15 protein-coding genes are annotated in these 16,579 nt (G+C 72.3%); 5 read left to right on the top strand and 10 right to left on the bottom strand.

All coding sequences use genetic code 11. From position 1 onward, the window contains the following. Positions 1 to 50: 50 nt before the first annotated feature. The 3 genes from AB0C36_RS39560 to AB0C36_RS39550 form a co-directional block, all read right to left on the bottom strand. Positions 51 to 1,748 (bottom strand): phospho-sugar mutase, encoded by a 1,698-nt coding sequence (locus tag AB0C36_RS39560; protein ID WP_358363764.1) that lies wholly within the window; start codon positions 1,746 to 1,748, stop codon positions 51 to 53. A gap of 279 nt (positions 1,749 to 2,027) precedes the next feature. Beyond that, positions 2,028 to 2,837 carry a purine-nucleoside phosphorylase gene (locus tag AB0C36_RS39555; RefSeq protein ID WP_358363762.1) on the bottom strand — a complete coding sequence of 270 codons (810 nt, stop codon included), beginning with the start codon at positions 2,835 to 2,837 and terminating at the stop codon, positions 2,028 to 2,030. Positions 2,838 to 3,072: 235 nt separating this feature from the next. Next, on the bottom strand, positions 3,073 to 3,525 hold the full coding sequence (locus tag AB0C36_RS39550) for a gamma-glutamylcyclotransferase family protein (RefSeq protein ID WP_358363761.1): 453 nt from the start codon (positions 3,523 to 3,525) through the stop codon (positions 3,073 to 3,075). A gap of 38 nt (positions 3,526 to 3,563) precedes the next feature. Here AB0C36_RS39550 and AB0C36_RS39545 point away from each other — a divergent pair, with 38 nt between their 5' ends. Together AB0C36_RS39545 and AB0C36_RS39540 are read left to right on the top strand one after the other, a co-directional pair. Then, the gene (locus AB0C36_RS39545; protein ID WP_358363759.1) at positions 3,564 to 4,982 is read left to right on the top strand and encodes an NAD(P)H-quinone dehydrogenase; all 1,419 of its coding nucleotides are present in this window, start codon (positions 3,564 to 3,566) and stop codon (positions 4,980 to 4,982) included. A 419-nt stretch (positions 4,983 to 5,401) separates the two neighbouring features. Continuing rightward, positions 5,402 to 6,268 (top strand): DeoR/GlpR family DNA-binding transcription regulator, encoded by an 867-nt coding sequence (locus AB0C36_RS39540; protein ID WP_435839208.1) that lies wholly within the window; start codon positions 5,402 to 5,404, stop codon positions 6,266 to 6,268. Between the two features lie 337 nt (positions 6,269 to 6,605). Here AB0C36_RS39540 and AB0C36_RS39535 read toward each other — a convergent pair whose 3' ends face one another. Continuing rightward, complete coding sequence (locus tag AB0C36_RS39535) at positions 6,606 to 7,157, bottom strand: HAD domain-containing protein (RefSeq protein WP_358363757.1); 552 nt, start codon at positions 7,155 to 7,157, stop codon at positions 6,606 to 6,608. 157 nt (positions 7,158 to 7,314) lie between these two features. Next, positions 7,315 to 9,084 carry an acetyl/propionyl/methylcrotonyl-CoA carboxylase subunit alpha gene (locus AB0C36_RS39530; RefSeq protein WP_358363756.1) on the bottom strand — a complete coding sequence of 590 codons (1,770 nt, stop codon included), beginning with the start codon at positions 9,082 to 9,084 and terminating at the stop codon, positions 7,315 to 7,317. Positions 9,085 to 9,436: 352 nt separating this feature from the next. Between AB0C36_RS39530 and AB0C36_RS39525 the strand changes: the two genes are divergently transcribed. Beyond that, positions 9,437 to 9,688, top strand: a complete 252-nt coding sequence (locus tag AB0C36_RS39525) for a hypothetical protein (protein WP_358363754.1) — start codon at positions 9,437 to 9,439, stop codon at positions 9,686 to 9,688. 108 nt (positions 9,689 to 9,796) lie between these two features. On the opposite strand, the gene AB0C36_RS39520 is transcribed toward AB0C36_RS39525, so the two are convergent. Next, the gene (locus AB0C36_RS39520) at positions 9,797 to 11,014 is read right to left on the bottom strand and encodes a YVTN family beta-propeller repeat protein (protein ID WP_435839209.1); all 1,218 of its coding nucleotides are present in this window, start codon (positions 11,012 to 11,014) and stop codon (positions 9,797 to 9,799) included. A gap of 317 nt (positions 11,015 to 11,331) precedes the next feature. On the opposite strand from AB0C36_RS39520, the gene AB0C36_RS39515 reads away from it, so the two are divergent. Both AB0C36_RS39515 and AB0C36_RS39510 read left to right on the top strand, forming a co-directional pair. Beyond that, positions 11,332 to 13,116, top strand: coding sequence for a hypothetical protein (locus AB0C36_RS39515; RefSeq protein WP_358363752.1), 1,785 nt, complete (start codon positions 11,332 to 11,334; stop codon positions 13,114 to 13,116). A 141-nt stretch (positions 13,117 to 13,257) separates the two neighbouring features. Beyond that, positions 13,258 to 13,764, top strand: coding sequence for a hypothetical protein (locus AB0C36_RS39510; protein WP_358363750.1), 507 nt, complete (start codon positions 13,258 to 13,260; stop codon positions 13,762 to 13,764). 51 nt (positions 13,765 to 13,815) lie between these two features. On the opposite strand, the gene AB0C36_RS39505 is transcribed toward AB0C36_RS39510, so the two are convergent. The 4 genes from AB0C36_RS39505 to AB0C36_RS39490 all read right to left on the bottom strand — a co-directional run bounded on the left by AB0C36_RS39505 (position 13,816) and on the right by AB0C36_RS39490 (position 16,518). Next, on the bottom strand, positions 13,816 to 14,979 hold the full coding sequence (locus tag AB0C36_RS39505) for a LysR family transcriptional regulator (RefSeq protein ID WP_358363748.1): 1,164 nt from the start codon (positions 14,977 to 14,979) through the stop codon (positions 13,816 to 13,818). 163 nt (positions 14,980 to 15,142) lie between these two features. Beyond that, on the bottom strand, positions 15,143 to 15,751 hold the full coding sequence (locus AB0C36_RS39500) for a Maf family protein (protein WP_358363747.1): 609 nt from the start codon (positions 15,749 to 15,751) through the stop codon (positions 15,143 to 15,145). A gap of 252 nt (positions 15,752 to 16,003) precedes the next feature. Beyond that, entirely contained in the window at positions 16,004 to 16,126 is a 123-nt protein-coding gene (locus tag AB0C36_RS39495) for a hypothetical protein (protein ID WP_358363745.1), read from the bottom strand. A 194-nt stretch (positions 16,127 to 16,320) separates the two neighbouring features. Continuing rightward, complete coding sequence (locus tag AB0C36_RS39490; protein WP_358363744.1) at positions 16,321 to 16,518, bottom strand: acyl-CoA carboxylase subunit epsilon; 198 nt, start codon at positions 16,516 to 16,518, stop codon at positions 16,321 to 16,323. Positions 16,519 to 16,579 lie beyond the last annotated feature (61 nt).

Below are 16,579 nucleotides of genomic sequence, written 5' to 3'. Positions count from 1 at the left end.
CGGTGTTCGAACACCGCCCGCCACCCCGGGGATTCACCGGTATGCGCGGGTCACATCCCGAGGGCCGCCGCCAGGTCCCGCTTGAGGGCGGCCAGAGTCGCCGCGGCGACCGTGCGGGCCTCGGAGACCTGGCTGTGCACCGGGACGACGACCTGGAGATAGCTCTTGAGCTTGGGCTCGGTGCCGCTGGGCCGGACCACGATGCGCGCCGACGCCACGTCGTCGGCGCCCGCGAGGGTGTAGCGAAGGCCGTCGGTGGGCGGCAGGTCCGCCGAGCCCGCGGCGAGGTCGTCCACCTGCGAGACCGCCAGGCCGCCGAGCGACGTCGGCGGGGTGGCGCGCAGCCGGGCCATGCCCTCCGCGATCAGGTCGAGGCGTTCCACCCGGACGGAGTACTGGTCGGTGGCGTGCAGGCCGTACTCGACCGCGATGCCGTCCAGCAGGTCGAGGAGCGTGCGGCCGTCGCGCTTGGCGGCGGCGGCCAGTTCGGCGACGGCGAGCGCGGCGGTCACGCCGTCCTTGTCGCGTACGCCTTCCGGGTCGACGCAGTAGCCCAACGCCTCCTCGAACCCGAACGTCAGTCCGGGGACGCGCGCGAGCCACTTGAAACCGGTCAGCGTCTCGACGTACTGCAGCCCGTGCTTCGCGGCGACCGGGCCGAGCAGCGACGACGACACGATCGTCGTCGCGAGCACGCCGGTGCCCGGCGCTTGGGCGGCCCGACGCGCGAGTTCGACGCCGAGCAGCGCGCCGACCTCGTCGCCGCGCAGCATGCGCCAGCCGCCCTCCGCCGCCGGGTCCGGGACCGCCACCGCGCAGCGGTCCGCGTCCGGGTCGTTGGCGATGACCAGGTCGGCGTCCGCCGCCGCGGCGGTCTCGAACGCCAGGTCCATCGCGCCGGGTTCCTCGGGGTTCGGGAAGGCGACGGTCGGGAAGTCCGGGTCCGGCTCGGCCTGCGCGGCCACCACGGTGGCGGCCGGGAAGCCCGCGCGCTCGAACGCGCTCAGCATCACGGCACCGCCCACGCCGTGCATGGCGGTGTGCACGATGCGCACGTCGCGCGGCCCGTCCGGGCGCACCACGGTCACCGCGCGGTCGAGGTACGCGTCGAGCAGCGCCTCGCCGAGCACCTCCCACCCGCCGTCCGCCATCGGTACGTCGGCGAGCGCGCCGACCGCGTCGATGGCCGCCGCGATGTCCGCGTCGGCGGGCGGCACGATCTGCGAGCCGTCGCCGAGGTACACCTTGTAGCCGTTGTCGCGCGGCGGGTTGTGGCTGGCGGTGACCATGACGCCCGCGAGACAGCCCAGATGGCGGATCGCGAATGCCAGTACCGGAGTGGGCAGCGGCCTGGGGAGCAGCAGCGCGTGCAGGCCGGCCGCCTCCATCACGGCGGCCGTGTCGCGGGCGAACACGTCCGACTTGTGGCGGGCGTCGAAGCCGATCACCACGGTCCGGGGGTTCGCGGAAGCCGTCCCGCCGCCGCCCTCGGAAGCCGCCGCGGAGGTTCTGTCGAGGTACGCCGCGAGCCCGGCCGCCGCGCGGATCACCACCGCGCGGTTCATCCGGTTCGGCCCGGCGCCCAGCTCGCCGCGCAGCCCGGCGGTGCCGAACTGCAGGAGTCCGGCGAACCGGTCCTCCAGCGCGGCGCGGTCGTCGGCGTCGAGTAGTGCCCGCAGTTCGGCGCGGGTGTCCGGGTCGGGGTCCTCGGCCAGCCACGCGCGGGCGGTCTCGACGACGTCACTCAAAGCGGTCTCCTCACGAGCGGGAACGAGTGGAAACGAGCGGAAGCGGTCGGGCTTCCGGTCGTACCAGAGTGCCGACCGGAAGACCTCGATCGCACCAGGCGCGGGCCGACGGCGTGCCGTGTCGCGGCCGACCCGGGCACCACGTGCTCCGCGTCCCCGGGGGAGCGGCGAGATGCCCGGGCCGCAGCGCGGCCGGAGTGCGGCCGGGGCACCGGCACCGCGGGCACGCCCTCGCCTGCGACTCGGGGCGTACGTACCGCGACAGCGGCGGATCGGCCGTCAGATCCGGGGGAGCACCTCGGCGAGGAGGTGGCCCATGCGCACCGCCGACGCGCGTCCGGCCTCCAAGACCTCTTCGTGGTTGAGCGGTTCGCCCGTCATGCCCGCGGCGAGGTTGGTCACCAGCGAGATGCCGAGCACCTCGGCACCGGCCTCGCGGGCGGCGATCGCCTCGAGCGTGGTGGACATGCCCACCAGGTGCCCGCCGATGGCCCGGACCATGCCGATCTCGGCGGGGGTCTCGTAGTGGGGGCCGGGGAATTGGACGTACACGCCCTCTTCGAGGCTCGGCTCCACCTCGCGGCACAGGTCGCGCAGGCGCGGCGAGTACAGGTCCGTCAGGTCGACGAAGTTGGCGCCGACGATGGGGGACGTCGCGGTCAGGTTGATGTGGTCCGAGATCAGCACCGGCTGCCCGGGCGCGAAGGACGGGCGCAGCCCGCCGCAGCCGTTGGTGAGGACGACGGTCTTGCAGCCCGCCGCGACGGCGGTGCGGACGCCGTGCACGACGGCGGCGACGCCGCGGCCCTCGTACAGGTGGGTGCGGCCGAGGAACACCAGTGCGCGGCGGTTGCCCACGGTGATCGAGCGGATCTTGCCGGCGTGTCCCTCGACCGCCGGCGGGGGGAAGCCGGGCAGGTCGGTGACCGCGAACTCGTGGTCCGGAGTGCCCAGCATGTCGGCGGCGGGCACCCAGCCGGAGCCCATGACCAGCGCGATGTCGTGGGTCGCCGCTCCGGTGATCTCCTGGAGCCGCTGGGCTGCCGCGCTGGCCGCGGCGGTCGGGTCATTGCTGACGGAAGCGTTCACACCGTGAGCGTAAATGGTGGTGGGGCGATCGTCGCGCTTGGGGTCTATGCGCGTAGAGATCGTGTCGCAATCGATGCCGAGAACCGCTCGACACGCGTAGGGACACGCCCGCGGACACGGGCGCAAAGCGCGGTGATGATGCCCGGGTGGCGTCCGGCTGCCGCGCGGGGCCGACGTGCGGAGCCGACGGGGGCCGGGACGTGCCGGGAGGCGGGGCGGCGCGCTGCGCGCCGGGTCAGGGGCCGACGGACAGGCAGGGCCTGGTCCGCAGCTCCTTGACGTAGTCGTCGGGCGCGCCCGCGGACTCCGCGGCGTCGGCGACCATGCCGAGGTAGCGCGCCGAGGGCAGCCCGCCCTCGTAGTCGTTGAGCACGTACAGCCAGGCCAGTTCCTCGCCGAACAACGTCTCGACGCGGACCTTGGCCTTGCGGTACAGCCCGAGCGACTCGCCCTCCCAGCGGTCGAGCGCCGCCTCGTCTGAGTCGGTCAGGTCGTACAACGCGACGAAGACCTGCGAGATGTCGTCCTCGACCACGGTGGCAAGCGAACCCTCCCAGCCCAGCTGCTCGCCGCCGAACGTCAGGCGCCATCCCGGCAGCCAGCCGGTGACGCGGAGCGGGGAGTGGGGGGCGCGCCGTGCCATCTGCCGCGCGTCGAGGTTGCTGGCGTACGCGGCGTAGAGGGGCATGGGACCGCATCCTACGCGGACGCCGGGGATGCGGAAGAATGACACCCGTGACTCGCATTGTGATCGTTGGTGGCGGCCCGGGAGGGTACGAAGCCGCGCTTGTCGCGGCTCAGCTCGGGGCCGAGGTGACCGTGGTGGAACGCGAGGGCGTGGGCGGTGCCGCGGTCCTCACGGACTGCGTGCCGTCCAAGACGCTCATCGCGACGGCCGAGGTGATGACGAACTTCGCCGACTCCCACCAGGAGCTCGGCATCTACGTCGACGACGGCACGCCCGGCACGCTCGACCGGCCGATCGTCGGCGTGGACCTCGACGTGGTCAACAAGCGCGTGCTCGAACTCGCCCAGGCGCAGTCGGTCGACATCGCCAACGGGCTGCGCCGCGCCGGTGTCGAGGTGCTGCGTGCCGCCGGGCGGCTGGACGGCCCGCGGCGGGTGGTGGCGACGTTCGACGACGGCACCGAGCAGTCGGTGGACGCGGACGCGATCCTGATTTCCACGGGCGCCACCCCGCGCGTGTTGCCGGGGGCGGAGCCGGACGGGGAGCGCATCCTCGACTGGAAGCAGGTGTACGCCCTCACCGAACTGCCGCGCGAGCTGATCGTGGTCGGCTCCGGGGTCACCGGCGCCGAGTTCGCCGGCGCGTACCAGGCCCTGGGCTCGAAGGTCACGCTCGTGTCGAGCCGCGACCGCGTGCTGCCCGGCGAGGACTCCGACGCGGCCGAGGTGCTGGAGGGCGTCTTCAAGCGGCGCGGCATGCGGGTCATGTCGCGGTCTCGCGCGGAGAGCGTCGAGCGGCTCGGCGACAGCGTCATCGTGCGGCTCCAGGACGGCCAGACGCTGGAGGGCAGCCACTGCCTTATGGCGGTCGGCGCGGTGCCCAACACCGCGGACATGGGCCTGGAGCAGGCCGGGGTGTTCCTGAAGGACAGCGGGCACGTGCGGGTGGACCGCGTGTCGCGTACGACGGCCAGCGGTGTCTACGCGGCCGGCGACTGCACCGGGGTGTTCGCGCTGGCGTCCGTGGCCGCGATGCAGGGCCGCATCGCGATGTACCACATGCTGGGCGACGCGGTCTCGCCGCTGGACCTCAAGGCCGTCGCGTCCAACGTCTTCACCGACCCCGAGATCGCCACCTGCGGCTACTCGCAGGCCGCGATCGACGCGGGGGAGATCGACGCGCACACCGTCAAGCTGCCGCTGTCGCGTAACCCGCGCGCGAAGATGCAGGGCATCCACGACGGCTTCGTGAAGCTCTTCTGCCGTCCGGGTACCGGCATTGTGGTCGGCGGTGTGGTGGTCGCGCCGCGCGCGAGCGAGTTGATCCACGCGGTTTCGCTGGCCGTCGACCTGCACCTGACCGTCGATCAGATCTCCAGCGCGTTCACCGTCTACCCGTCGCTCTCCGGATCCCTCGCGGAGGCGGCGCGCCGTCTCCACCGACGCGACCGGGCGTGACACGCCCGGGAGTTCGCCGGTCGAGTCGGGGGCGTTTGCGGGCGTGACCCCGGAAAGGGGACGCACGCGGCCGACTGCCGGGGCCTTCCGATGCGGTGATGCGCTCGATCGGGTGGCTTTCCGCGAACCGGCGTGACTGTGCTCGCCAAACACGCATACTCGTCTGCGAGCGGTCAGGTGTCGCGCCCGGATGGGCACGACATGACCCGGCAGTGTCGCGCGTATGTACTGACGGCGGGTCAGAAGCGGTGCCCGCGGGCAAAATACGTATCGGCCGTAAGCGGTGTTCGGTGGATTGTCCCGCCACCGCCGCAGTTGCATGCCCTAAATGCCCCGGAGATTCACCATCTCGGTGAACAAGTTTGGGTAAGACATGCAACCGGCTGAAAAGAGGTGGTCGGTCGCGTTACCTTCGTCACGTGTTCGCTGCAGAGCGTCGTCAGTTGATTCTGGAAATGGTGCGGGCCAACGGAGCGGTCTCCCTCAGGGAGCTCGCCCGGGTGGTCCAGACGTCCGAGGTGACAGTACGCCGGGACGTGCGTGCGCTGGAGGCCGAAGGGCTTCTGGATCGCAGGCACGGCGGTGCGGTACTGCCCGGAGGACTCGCGAGGGAGCCCAGCTACTCGCAAAAGACCCATCTCGCCGCCGCCGAAAAGGCCGCGATCGCCGATCTCGCCGTGTCGCTCGTCGACGAGGGAGACGCGATCGTCGTCGGTGCGGGAACCACGACCCAGGAGCTGGCCAGGAGACTGGCCCGCATCCCCGGCCTCACCGTCGTCACCAATTCGCTCCTGGTCGCCCAGGTGCTCGCGCACGCCAATCGCGTCGAGGTCGTCATGACCGGCGGGACGCTGCGCGGTTCGTCGTACGCCCTGGTCGGCAGCGGTGCCGAGCAGGCCCTGTCCGGGCTCCGAGTGCGCCGGGCCTTCGTGTCCGGCAACGGCCTCACCGCCGACCGCGGGCTGTCCACCCCCAACATGCTGTCCGCGAGCGTCGACCGCGCGCTCGTCCAGGCGGCACACGAAGTCGTCGTGCTCGTCGACCACACCAAGATGGGCGTCGACACGATGTTCCAGACCGTGGCCGCGGAGCGCATCACCCACCTGGTCACCGACGAGGACGCACCGTCCGCGGAACTGGCCGCGCTGTCCGAGCTGGGCGCCCAGATCCACATCGCCCAACTGCCGCAGCGCGCGGTACCCGGAGCCCGCTCCGAGATCAACGGCGACCGGCTCCTCGGCGTGGACCACGCCGCCGCCGTGGAGGCCCGCGACCGCCGTCCCTGACCCGCCCGAACCCCCGTGAGGCGCCACCACCGAACATCACCGCAGCCGTGCCGTCCACCGGGCGCCCCCCGCCCGAAAGGCACCCTCCGGGCAGGCCCGACCCGTGCCCTGCCCGCCCCCGACGGCCGCGTCGGCCCTGAGCGGCCGTCACCCCTCCGCCGTGCCTCCCCTCCGGCGCCGCGCCCCCGCATCCAGGAACATCAGGCACACCCCGGTCCACCGTCTGCCGCCACCCTCCGGGCGGTTACGCACTCATGCACTCGTGTGCCTGTGCGCCCGTGCGTCCAAGGGCGGCAACTGCCGTGTTGACGGGCTGAGTTCGTACGCCGCGTACGCCTCAACCGCACTCGTCTGCGGCCTCGGTCGCCGGTGCGTCGCGCAACCATGCCGCGAGTTCGGCGTAGTCCGCGGGGGAGAGCCCCTCGCGGGAATCGACGCGGTGCAGCAGGGCGTGCGTCCCGTGGTGTGCGGCCACCCATGCGGTGTCGGTGCCGGTGATCTCGTCGTCGACCCACACGAAGGGCCGTCCGGCCGCGTACGCGACCAGGGCACGGGTCTTCCAGTGCAGCCCGGTCCGCTCGTCGTGGCCGTCGAGGTCCAACTCCTCCAACCACTCCACGACGGGCAGTTCGGGCAGGCCGAGCCGCGGCGCGAGGTAGGTGTTCGCCTCGTGCTGCCAGGCGGTGGCCCAGACGAGGTCGCAGGCCAGTGCCGACAGCATGCCGCCGTGCGCGGGGTCGAGCCTGGGCAGGAACGGGTGGTCGGCCACGTCCGGTGCTACGCCCGTCATGTCGTACGTCGTGTACTCGGGCGGTGTCCGGCCGAACGGGATCAGCGGGCCGTCGACGTCGAGGAACAGCAGGGGGCGTCGCCCGGTGGGAGCCGTCATCCCGGCACGGTAGCGCCCCGCCGAACGTGCCTGGCAGCACACCAGGCTGCGCACACCCGGCTGCGCACACCCGGCCGGACACGCCGGGCGCCGGGCACGCACGAGCCCCCGACCGTGGCGGTCGGGGGCTCGTGGTCGTCGCTGTGCGCCGCCCGCGTCAGTCCTTGATCTCGCAGAGGACCGCGCCGCTGGTGACCGTGGCGCCGACCTCGGCGGTCAGGCCCTTGACGGTGCCGGCGCGGTGGGCGTTGAGGGGCTGCTCCATCTTCATCGCCTCGAGGACGATGATCAGGTCGCCCTCGGCGACCTCCTGGCCCTCCTCGACGGCGACCTTGACGATCGTGCCCTGCATCGGCGACGCGAGGGCGTCGCCGCTCGCCGCCGCACCGGCCTTCTTGGCGCCGCCGCGCTTCGGGGCCTTCTTGGCCGGCCCCGCCGCCGCGGAACCGGACGCACCCAGGCCCGCGGGCAGGGTGACCTCGACACGCTTGCCGTTGACCTCGACCACGACGGTCTCGCGCTCGGTCGGCTCGTCGTCGCCGGCGCCACCGCCGACGAACGGGGCGATCGTGTTGTCGAACTCCGTTTCGATCCACCGGGTGTGGACCGTGAACGGCCCGTCGCTGCCGTGCGTCTCCGGCGTGAAGGCCGGGTCCTCCATGACCACGCGGTGGAAGGTCAGCGCGGTGGCCATGCCGTCGATCTCGAACTCGGTGAGGGCGCGCACCGCGCGCTGGATCGCCTGCTGCCGGGTCGCACCGGTGACGATCAGCTTGGCGAGCAGCGAGTCGAACGCCTGGCCGATGACCGAGCCCTGCTCGACGCCGGAGTCCAGGCGTACGCCGGGACCGCTCGGCGGGTTCCACACCGTGACGGCGCCGGGCGCGGGCAGGAAGCCGCGGCCCGGGTCCTCGCCGTTGATGCGGAACTCGAAGGAGTGGCCGCGCAGCGGCGGGTCGTCGTACCCCAGCTCCTCGCCGTCCGCGATGCGGAACATCTCGCGGACCAGGTCGATGCCGGTGACCTCCTCGGTGACCGGGTGCTCGACCTGGAGGCGGGTGTTGACCTCCAGGAAGGAGATGGTGCCGTCCTGGCCGACCAGGAACTCGCAGGTGCCGGCGCCGACGTAGCCCGCCTCCTTGAGGATGGCCTTGGACGCGCGGTACAGCTCGGCGTTCTGCTCGTCGGACAGGAACGGCGCGGGGGCCTCCTCGACGAGCTTCTGGTGGCGGCGCTGGAGCGAGCAGTCGCGCGTCGACACGACGACCACGTTGCCGTGCTTGTCGGCGAGGCACTGCGTCTCGACGTGGCGCGGCTTGTCGAGGTAGCGCTCCACGAAGCACTCGCCGCGGCCGAAGGCGGTGACCGCCTCGCGGACCGCGGAGTCGTACAGCTCGGGGATCTCCTCGAGGGTGCGGGCCACCTTGAGGCCGCGGCCGCCGCCGCCGAAGGCCGCCTTGATGGCGATCGGCAGGCCGTTGGCCTCGGCGAACGCGACCACCTCGGCCGAGCCGGAGACCGGGTCGGGGGTGCCGGCCACCAGCGGCGCTCCCGCGCGCTGCGCGATGTGCCGGGCGGCGACCTTGTCCCCGAGGTCGCGGATGGCCTGCGGGGGCGGGCCGATCCAGTTCAGTCCGGCGTCCATGACGGCCTGGGCGAACTCGGCGTTCTCCGAAAGGAAGCCGTAGCCCGGGTGCACGGCGTCGGCACCGGAGTCGGCGGCGGCCTTGAGGACCTTGGCGACGTCGAGGTAGCTCTCCGCCGGAGTGTTGCCGCCGAGCGCGTGGGCCTCGTCGGCCACCCGCACGTGCACGGCGTCGCGGTCCGGGTCCGCGTAGACGGCGACACTGGCGATGCCGGCGTCCTTGCAGGCACGGGCGACGCGGACGGCGATCTCCCCGCGATTGGCGATCAGCACCTTGCGCACGATCTGGCTCCCTCCTAGAACTGGGCAGAGTCTAGGGAGTGGCACAAGAAGATGCTGTGCCGCCCCACCCCGTCACAGGTCGGCGCCCCGGTCGACCTGACTGGTGACGGGACTTCGGCGGCGCTGCCGATGGTCCCAAAGTACTCCGGGCCTCCGGCCCCCTGGAACCGGGGGCGGGTTGTCCCGCGTGTGTCCTGGGTGAGTCCCGGGGCGGTCCCGCCGACCGGCCCCTTTTCCCGCAGCCCGGCCGATGCGCCGTTCGGCCGACGCAAAAAATTGGTCGGCCGGGAACGCCGTGTTGATCTTCGGGCGTTAGCGTGGAGAACGAAATAACCCATTAGGGGAGTTCGCCATGGTTTCAGCGCTTGTCGCGCCCAAGATGATCGACATCATCCGCCGGTCCCTGCCCGAGCCGATGCGCTCCGACTTCGACGCGGACGTGCGGCGTACGGACATGTCCCGCCTGCAGGGCGTGTTGCGCCTGTGGCGGGCGCGCGGTGCCGCGCGCAACGACCCCGAGCGCATCCGCCGCCTGGAGACCGCGGTACGCACCGACCCCGACTCCGGTGCCGTCACCTGGACCGCAGCAGTGCCTCGCGCGTGACGCACGGCCGGGCCCGATCCCGCGTGCGGGATCGGGCCCGGGGCGCGAGCCGGGTGTGCGGGCGGTCGGTGGGGCCGCGGGTGAGAGAGGTCGGCAGGGTCGGCAGGATCAGCGGAAGATGCCGGTGTGGCCGAGCGAGTACCGGCCGGGCTGCGGGTAGACGGCCAGGCCGTGGGGGCCGCGGCCGACCTTGATACGGGCGAGCAGATGGCCGTCGGCGGTGTCGATCGCGTACACCTCGGAGTCGTACCGGCCGGAAAGCCACAGGACCTTGCCGTCCGCCGAGACGCCGCCCATGTCGGGTGAGCCGCCGCCGGGGATGTGCCACTTGGTGTTGATCCGGCCGCCGTTCTCGGCCCCCGGGGTGAACTCCCACAGGGTGACCGAGCCCTCGCCGCGGTTCGAGATGTACATGTACTTGGAGTCGCGGCTGATGTAGAGGCCGTGCGCGCCGCTGCCGGTCTTCACCAGTTTGGGCGTCGTGAACGCGTCGCCGTCCAGCACCCAGACGCCGTGGCTCATCATGTCGGCGATGTACCAGGTGCGGCCGTCCGGGGAGATCTTCACGTCCTGCGGCATCGTGTGGTGCCGGGGCAGCTTCTGGCGGCCGATGATCTCCATCTTCTCGGTGTCGACCTTGAGCAGCGTGCCGTCGAACTCGCAGGAGACGATGAAGTAGCGGCCGTCCGGCGAGAAGTCGGCGTGGTTGACGCCGTCGCAGCCGACCGGCAGGTGCTTGACCGCCTTCATGGTCTGGGCGTCCCGGAACACCAGCTCGTGGTCGGCGGAGGCCATGACCACCGAGTACTTGCCGTCCGGCGTGAAGTACAGGTTGTACGGGTCGTGCACGTCGACCGTGGGCCCGGTCTTCCCGGTGGCCGGGTCGAGCGGCGTCAGCGTGTTGCCCAGGTCGTTGTTGACCCACAGCGTCTTGAGGTCCCACGAGGGCACGACGTGTTGCGGCTGGTCGCCGACCTTGATGGTCTCGACGACCTGGTACGTCGCGGGGTCGATGACCGAGACGGTGTCCGACTCGGTGTTCGGCACGTACACCCGGGACGGGAAGTTCTTCACCGCGTCGACCAGTTGGTTCGGCCGGTCGGCCGCGTACAGGTCGTTGGGGTCGAGTACCGGCGGCATGCCGGGCAGCGCGTTCGCGTTCACCCCGTGCGGCAGCGCCGGCTGGACGGTGGTGTCCTTCTCCTCGGGGGCGGGCGCGGCCGAGGTGGCCGAGCGGGCCGACGGCCGGCCTGGCTCCTCGTTCGAGCACGCTGTGATGGTCAAGAGGCCGCCCAGCGTGCAAACGAGCGTACCTGCGGTGGTCATGGCAACGGCCATGCGCGACATATGGGTACGAGACACCGGGTCAGCCTAGGTCGGAAGACGCAAAAAGCCTCGTTGGCGTCACTCGAAAGAGGTTGCCCTCGCGCCGGATGGCGGGCGGCAGTTGGGCCGTTCCGGCGACCTCGCCGGACCGCGCGTACCCGCCGACAACTTGGTTTGTCGCCGCCACGTCCCGCTTCGGCAGCGAACTTGTCGTCGAAGGGTCCGCGCCGCCCCCCGCGTCCCTATCATCCGAGACATCAACTGCCGCACCCGTGCGGGCTTTCAGGTACTTTCCACCAGGGGTTGGGAGAGCGGCGATGGCCGTGGGCGGCGGATTGCTGCGCAGAACGTACGAAACCGGTGCGACGGTGGCCGAGCGCAGCGCTCGCAAGCCGGAGCCCTGGGGGGCCAGGGCGGCGGAGTGGATACCGGGCGCCCTGCTCGTGGTCATAGCCGTCAGCTCGGCGCTGATACTGCTGCGGACCGGCGCCTCGGTCGGCGGCCCGCAGACGGCCGTGACACCGGACGCGGAGGGCTACGGCTCCGCCGTGCCCGTCGCCCCGGGCGGCATCCCGACCGGGTGGGACATCTGGGACCTCACCGCGGTCCTGCTGCCGTGGTCGATCCCGCTGGTGATCGGCGGGGTGGGGCTTACGGACACCGCGTACGTGCACCGCCGCGGCGCGGTCGCGGGCGTCCTCCTGGTCGGTCTGAGCGGCGCCGCGCTGACCTCGCTGCTCGACCTGGTGGCGGCAGGCGAAGGGCAGCCGCCGCGCTGGCTCGGCGTCGTCTACCTGCTGCGCTTCGGCTTCGCGGTGCAGATCCTGGTCGGCGTGGTGCTGTGGATCCACCTCGCGCCGCCGCGCCACCGGGTCGCCCTCAACGCGGCCTTCGCCGCGACGCTGGCGGCCGCGCTGCCGATCCTGTTCACCGTCGTCGGCGAGGACCTGCTCGACCCGCTGTGGAAGGCCGACGCGGTCTGGCAGACCGCCCTGCCGCTGGTCGGCTTCGTGCTGGTGCTGCTGCTCCTGCCGACCGGCATGGTGCTGGTACGCCCCGGGCAGGGCTGGCCGCGCGCCTCGCGCGGCGCCTTCCTCGGCGTCGTGCTGCTGGGCCTGGTCGGCGTCGCCGTCGCGGTCTGGACCCTGGTGGACGGCGACGACATCCCCAAGGCGGTCGCGCTGTGGCCGGTGGCGGCGCTGGGCGGCTGCCTGGTCGCGGCCGGGCTGACGTACCGGGTCGACGGCGTCCGCTCGGTCGCCGGGTCGCTGCTGGCGATGGCGGTCGGCATCGCGGCGCTGCCGGCCGCGCTGTTCGGCTTCGACCGCACGGCGTTCAACCCGGGCCTCGGCTTCGACGGCGCGGGCGAGTCGGTGCCGTGGATCGTCGGCCTGGTCGCCGCCGGCGTCGCGGGCGCGGTGGCGGCCCGGGTGACCGGGGCGTACGCGATCGGCCTGGCGGCGGTCGTGCTTGTCGCCGCCGAGTTCGCCGGGGCGGACACCGGCGAGACGCACGTCCTGCTGGTGCGCTGCGCCGGGGCGTTCGCCCTCGGCGTGGTGATCGGCGGACTGCGCCCCGAACCCGCGCTGGCCGCGCTGGGGCTGACCGCGGCGTGCGGGCCGGTCTGGCCGGACCTGCAGACCGCGGGGACCGAGTACGAGTGGGTCGAGGTGCTCACCGAGCGGCCCGGCGGCGTCCCGGTGCCGCTGCTGATCCTGGCCGGGCTGGCGGTGCCGCTGAGCATCTGGGCGGCGCTGCGGCGTCCGGCGCCGGGGGCCGGCGGTCCGGACCCGAGCGGGGTGGGGGCGTATCCGTACGGCCCCGCGCCGGTGCCCGCGCACGCGGGGGCCGAGGAGTTGTACCCGACGGCGCCCGACCCCTACGGCCCGGGCCCGTACGGCCCCGGCGACCAGGGGCTGCTGCCGGGCAACCCGGGACCGGGGGCGTACGAGCACTCCGGCCCCGGCTACGGCCAAACCCCGGCCCCGAACACGGGCTTCGCGATCCCCGACCAGCCGGGGCAGGCGCCGCCGCCGGATGGCTTCGGCGGGAGCATGGGCCCCGGCCCGCGCCGCGGCGACCTGTCGGGCACCCAGGACTGAGGCACGGCCCGCCGGAGCGCCTTGGCCGAGGTGCTTTCCACCGGCCCCCGAAATAATCTCCGGGACAGCCGAAAAATCCTTCGGACAAGTTAATTCCCCGGGGTTATGGGGAAGGCTTTTCTGCTCCTAGAATCGCTGCCCATGACAACACCGGTTTATGGCACACAACATGCCCAGGATGCTGGGCCGCAGATCGGCCGGGCGCACGCCGCGGTTTCGTACGTCGGTATCGCGGGCGGGGTCCTCGCGGCAATCGGTTCGGCCCTCGCCTGGGTGGAGCTGAGCATCGGGGGCGAGAGCGAGACGCTCAAGGGGACCGAGGGCGACGACGGCACGTTCGTCATCGTCGCGGCGCTGCTCGCCGCCGCCCTCTTCGTCGGCGGTGTGGTCGCCCGCAAGGCCGTGGTCAGCGCGGCCGCCGCGGTTCCCGCGCTGGTCGCGCTGGTCTTCGGGATCCTGAACGTGGCCGACGCCGAGCGCCTGCCGACGCAGAAGCTCGAAGGGGAGGGCGCCTCGTCGGCGGAGATATCCGAGGGGCTGGAGATGTTCGACATCTCCACGTCGTTCGGCGTCTACGTCGTCCTGGTCGGCGCGCTGGTCGCGGTCGTCGCGGGCGTCATGGCGTTCCTCAAGGGCCGCAGCGCCTGATCGCACGCGTATTGCCCGTCGCATTCACCCGGATAATCTTTCCGGTGCGCGTCACTCGTGCGCCGGAAACCGGTCCGTGTGAATTCGGCGGGCAATTGCCTGCCACAGCAGATTGAGCGGATGATCGGTCGCGAGCCGGGCCCGCTCGCCTTTTCGGACGAATATCCCCACCACGTGTTCGGTTGCGCCTCCCGGGCCGGCCCGGTCGTCCACGACCGGCAGGGCGCGCAGCCCGTCGCCGCCCGGGATCCGGCCCTCGCGCACCGCCCGGCCGATGCCCTCGGTGACCAGCATGCAGCCGTGCAGCGGCAGTCGTGAGCTGAGCAGTTCGAGGCCGAACGGCACGGCGTCGATCTCCGCCGCGATGGTGAGGCGGTCCCGGTACCCCGGGCCGAACCAGGTCCGCAGGAAGTCGGCGATCAGACCGCTGCTCGGGACCGCGAGCGGCAGCGACGGCAGCGCGTCGACCGGTACGGGCCCCTCGGGCACCCGGTCGGCCGGCAGGTTGGTCAGCAAGTGGAGGTCGTCCCGGGCCAGTTCCATGACCTCGCAGTCCTCGGGCGCGGCCTCCGCACCGACGCGCGCGACGACACTGCCGCACACCAGGTCGATCTCCTTGGCCCGCAGTCGCTCCAGGAAGTTGCGGGTGCGCACATGCTCGACCTTCAACTCCACGCCGCGCTGCTGGAGTTCGTCCGCGATGTCGGCGCACGCGTCGGCCATCAGGCCCAGCGTGTAGCGCGTCGTGCCGACGGTCAGCGTCCCGTCGACGCGGTTGCGGCAGTCGCGTATGCGCTCCGCCCAGTCGCCCAAAGTCGTGTGCGCCATGTCGACCAGCGCCTCACCGGTTCCGGTGAACAGGACGTCGCGCCCCCGGCCTTGCTTGACCACCAGCGGCTCACCGCACATCGCGCGGAAGTTCCGGTTGAGGGTGTCGAGTTGCTTCTGCACGCTGGACTGCTCGCGGTCGAGCAGGCGGGCCGCCGCGAGTGCGGTGCCGGTCGCGTGCACGGCGACGAGCGTACGCAGTTGGTCCAGTGTCGTGTCGAGCAGCGGCGCGGGCGCGCTCAGCGGCGGGCGCGGCGGAACCGCGCGGTGTTCCTGGTGTTCGTGCGGTACGTACTGTTCGCGCTGTTCTCGGCGTTCTCGGTGTCGCGGTGGTGCCGGCGTGGTGGCTTCCGTCTGCTGCGGCCGTGTCCGGCCGGGTGCGGACATGGGGGTTCCGTCCCGAGGGTCGAGGTCGTCGGATGGCGTTGAGCCGGGCGAAGGACGCTACCAGGGCCAACTGGTCTTCCGTCGCCTGCGCGGCCGTCCCCACGTGATCCGGATAGCCCGGAAACGCGGGTGAGGGATACCCCTCACCCGCCGGTCGGCCCGGTCAGCCCCACAGGTCGGTGATGGCGGTGTCCAGGTCGGCGAGGAGCGTACGCAGCAGCGGCAGCGAGAGGCCGATGACGTTGCCCGGGTCCCCGTCGATGCCGTCGACGAAGGGCGCCGACCGCCCGTCGAGGGTGAACGCCCCGGCCACGTGCAGCGGTTCGCCGGACGCGACGTACGCCGCAACCTCGGCGTCGCTCGGCGTCCCGAAGCGCACCACGGTCGACGCGGTCGCCGAGGCCTGGCGGCCCTTCAGCGTGTCGATCACGCAGTGCCCGGTACGCAGGACACCGGACCGCCCCCGCATGGCGTGCCAGCGGGCGGTCGCCTCCTCGGGGGACGCGGGCTTGCCCAGCGCCTGCCCGTCGAGTTCGAGGACGGAGTCGCAGCCGATCACCAGCTCGCCGTCCGCGCACGCGTCCGCGACGACGCGCGCCTTGGCCTCGGCGAGGACCAGGGCGAGTTCGGCGGGGGTCGCGGCGGTGAGGGCGTCCTCGTCGACGCCGCTCACCCGTACCTCGGGGACGAGGCCGGCGTCGCGCAGCAGGTTGAGGCGCGCGGGGGAGGCGGAGGCGAGGATCAGGCGGCGGGTCGGTGTGCGCTCGGACATGGTCCACAACGGTAGTGCCCCCGCCCGAGGCGCACGGACGCCGCGTCCGCGGCTTCCGAGAGTTCGGCCCGAGAGCCCGGCTCAGGCATGCGCGGCTCCGGCAAGCCCGGCTCAGGCAGGCGCGGCACCCGCGAGTTCGTGCCCGTGTCTGCGGCCCTCGGTTCGATGGCACCCGGGTCGGTCACGAGTCGGCTGTCACGAGTCGGTTGTCAGAGGGCGACTGTCAGGGGTCCACTCTCATGGCCCGGGTCCTCACCACGTCGCCAGCAGGGCCACCACGAGGATGATCAGGACCGGCAGCAGGAAGACGACGCGGCGCAGCTGGTCCACTGCTCGTCGCAGTTCCTCCGGCGGTTCCTCACGTATGCGGCGCATGCCGTCCATGGTCCGACCGAGGGGCAGCCGCGCTCTTGAGTACGTGTACTCAATTCACCTGAGCCCACCCTCAGGACACCTCAGGCCACCTGAGTCCCAATGGTGTCCAGACGAGGGCGCATCCACCCCGCACGCGGCGATCGGGACGCCCCTTGGCGCGGACGCCGGGCGCGATGCAACTGTGCGGCTCGGCCTCAGCGGGCCCAGCCGCTGGCCTGCCACGCGCCCGGGCCGGGGTGCAGCGGCGTGCGTACCAGGCGCGCGGGGGAGTTCCACTCGGAAGGCGCCGGTGCGGGCGCGGGGGTGCCGCCGCCGGACGCCTTCGCGGCGATGACGGTGACGATCGCGGCCAGCTCCTCGGCGGTCGGCTCGCCGCGGACGATCTTGATCATGGGGTTCGTGCTCCCTGCCGGTCGTGGGCCGGTCCCGTGGTGGGGGCACCGGTTCTTGCCC

It is taken from the genome of Streptodolium elevatio (genome assembly GCF_040649515.1).
Lineage (GTDB): Bacteria > Actinomycetota > Actinomycetes > Streptomycetales > Streptomycetaceae > Yinghuangia > Yinghuangia elevatio.
Note: the sequence above shows the minus strand (reverse complement) of the source record. Positions and strands in the feature narration are given on the sequence as shown.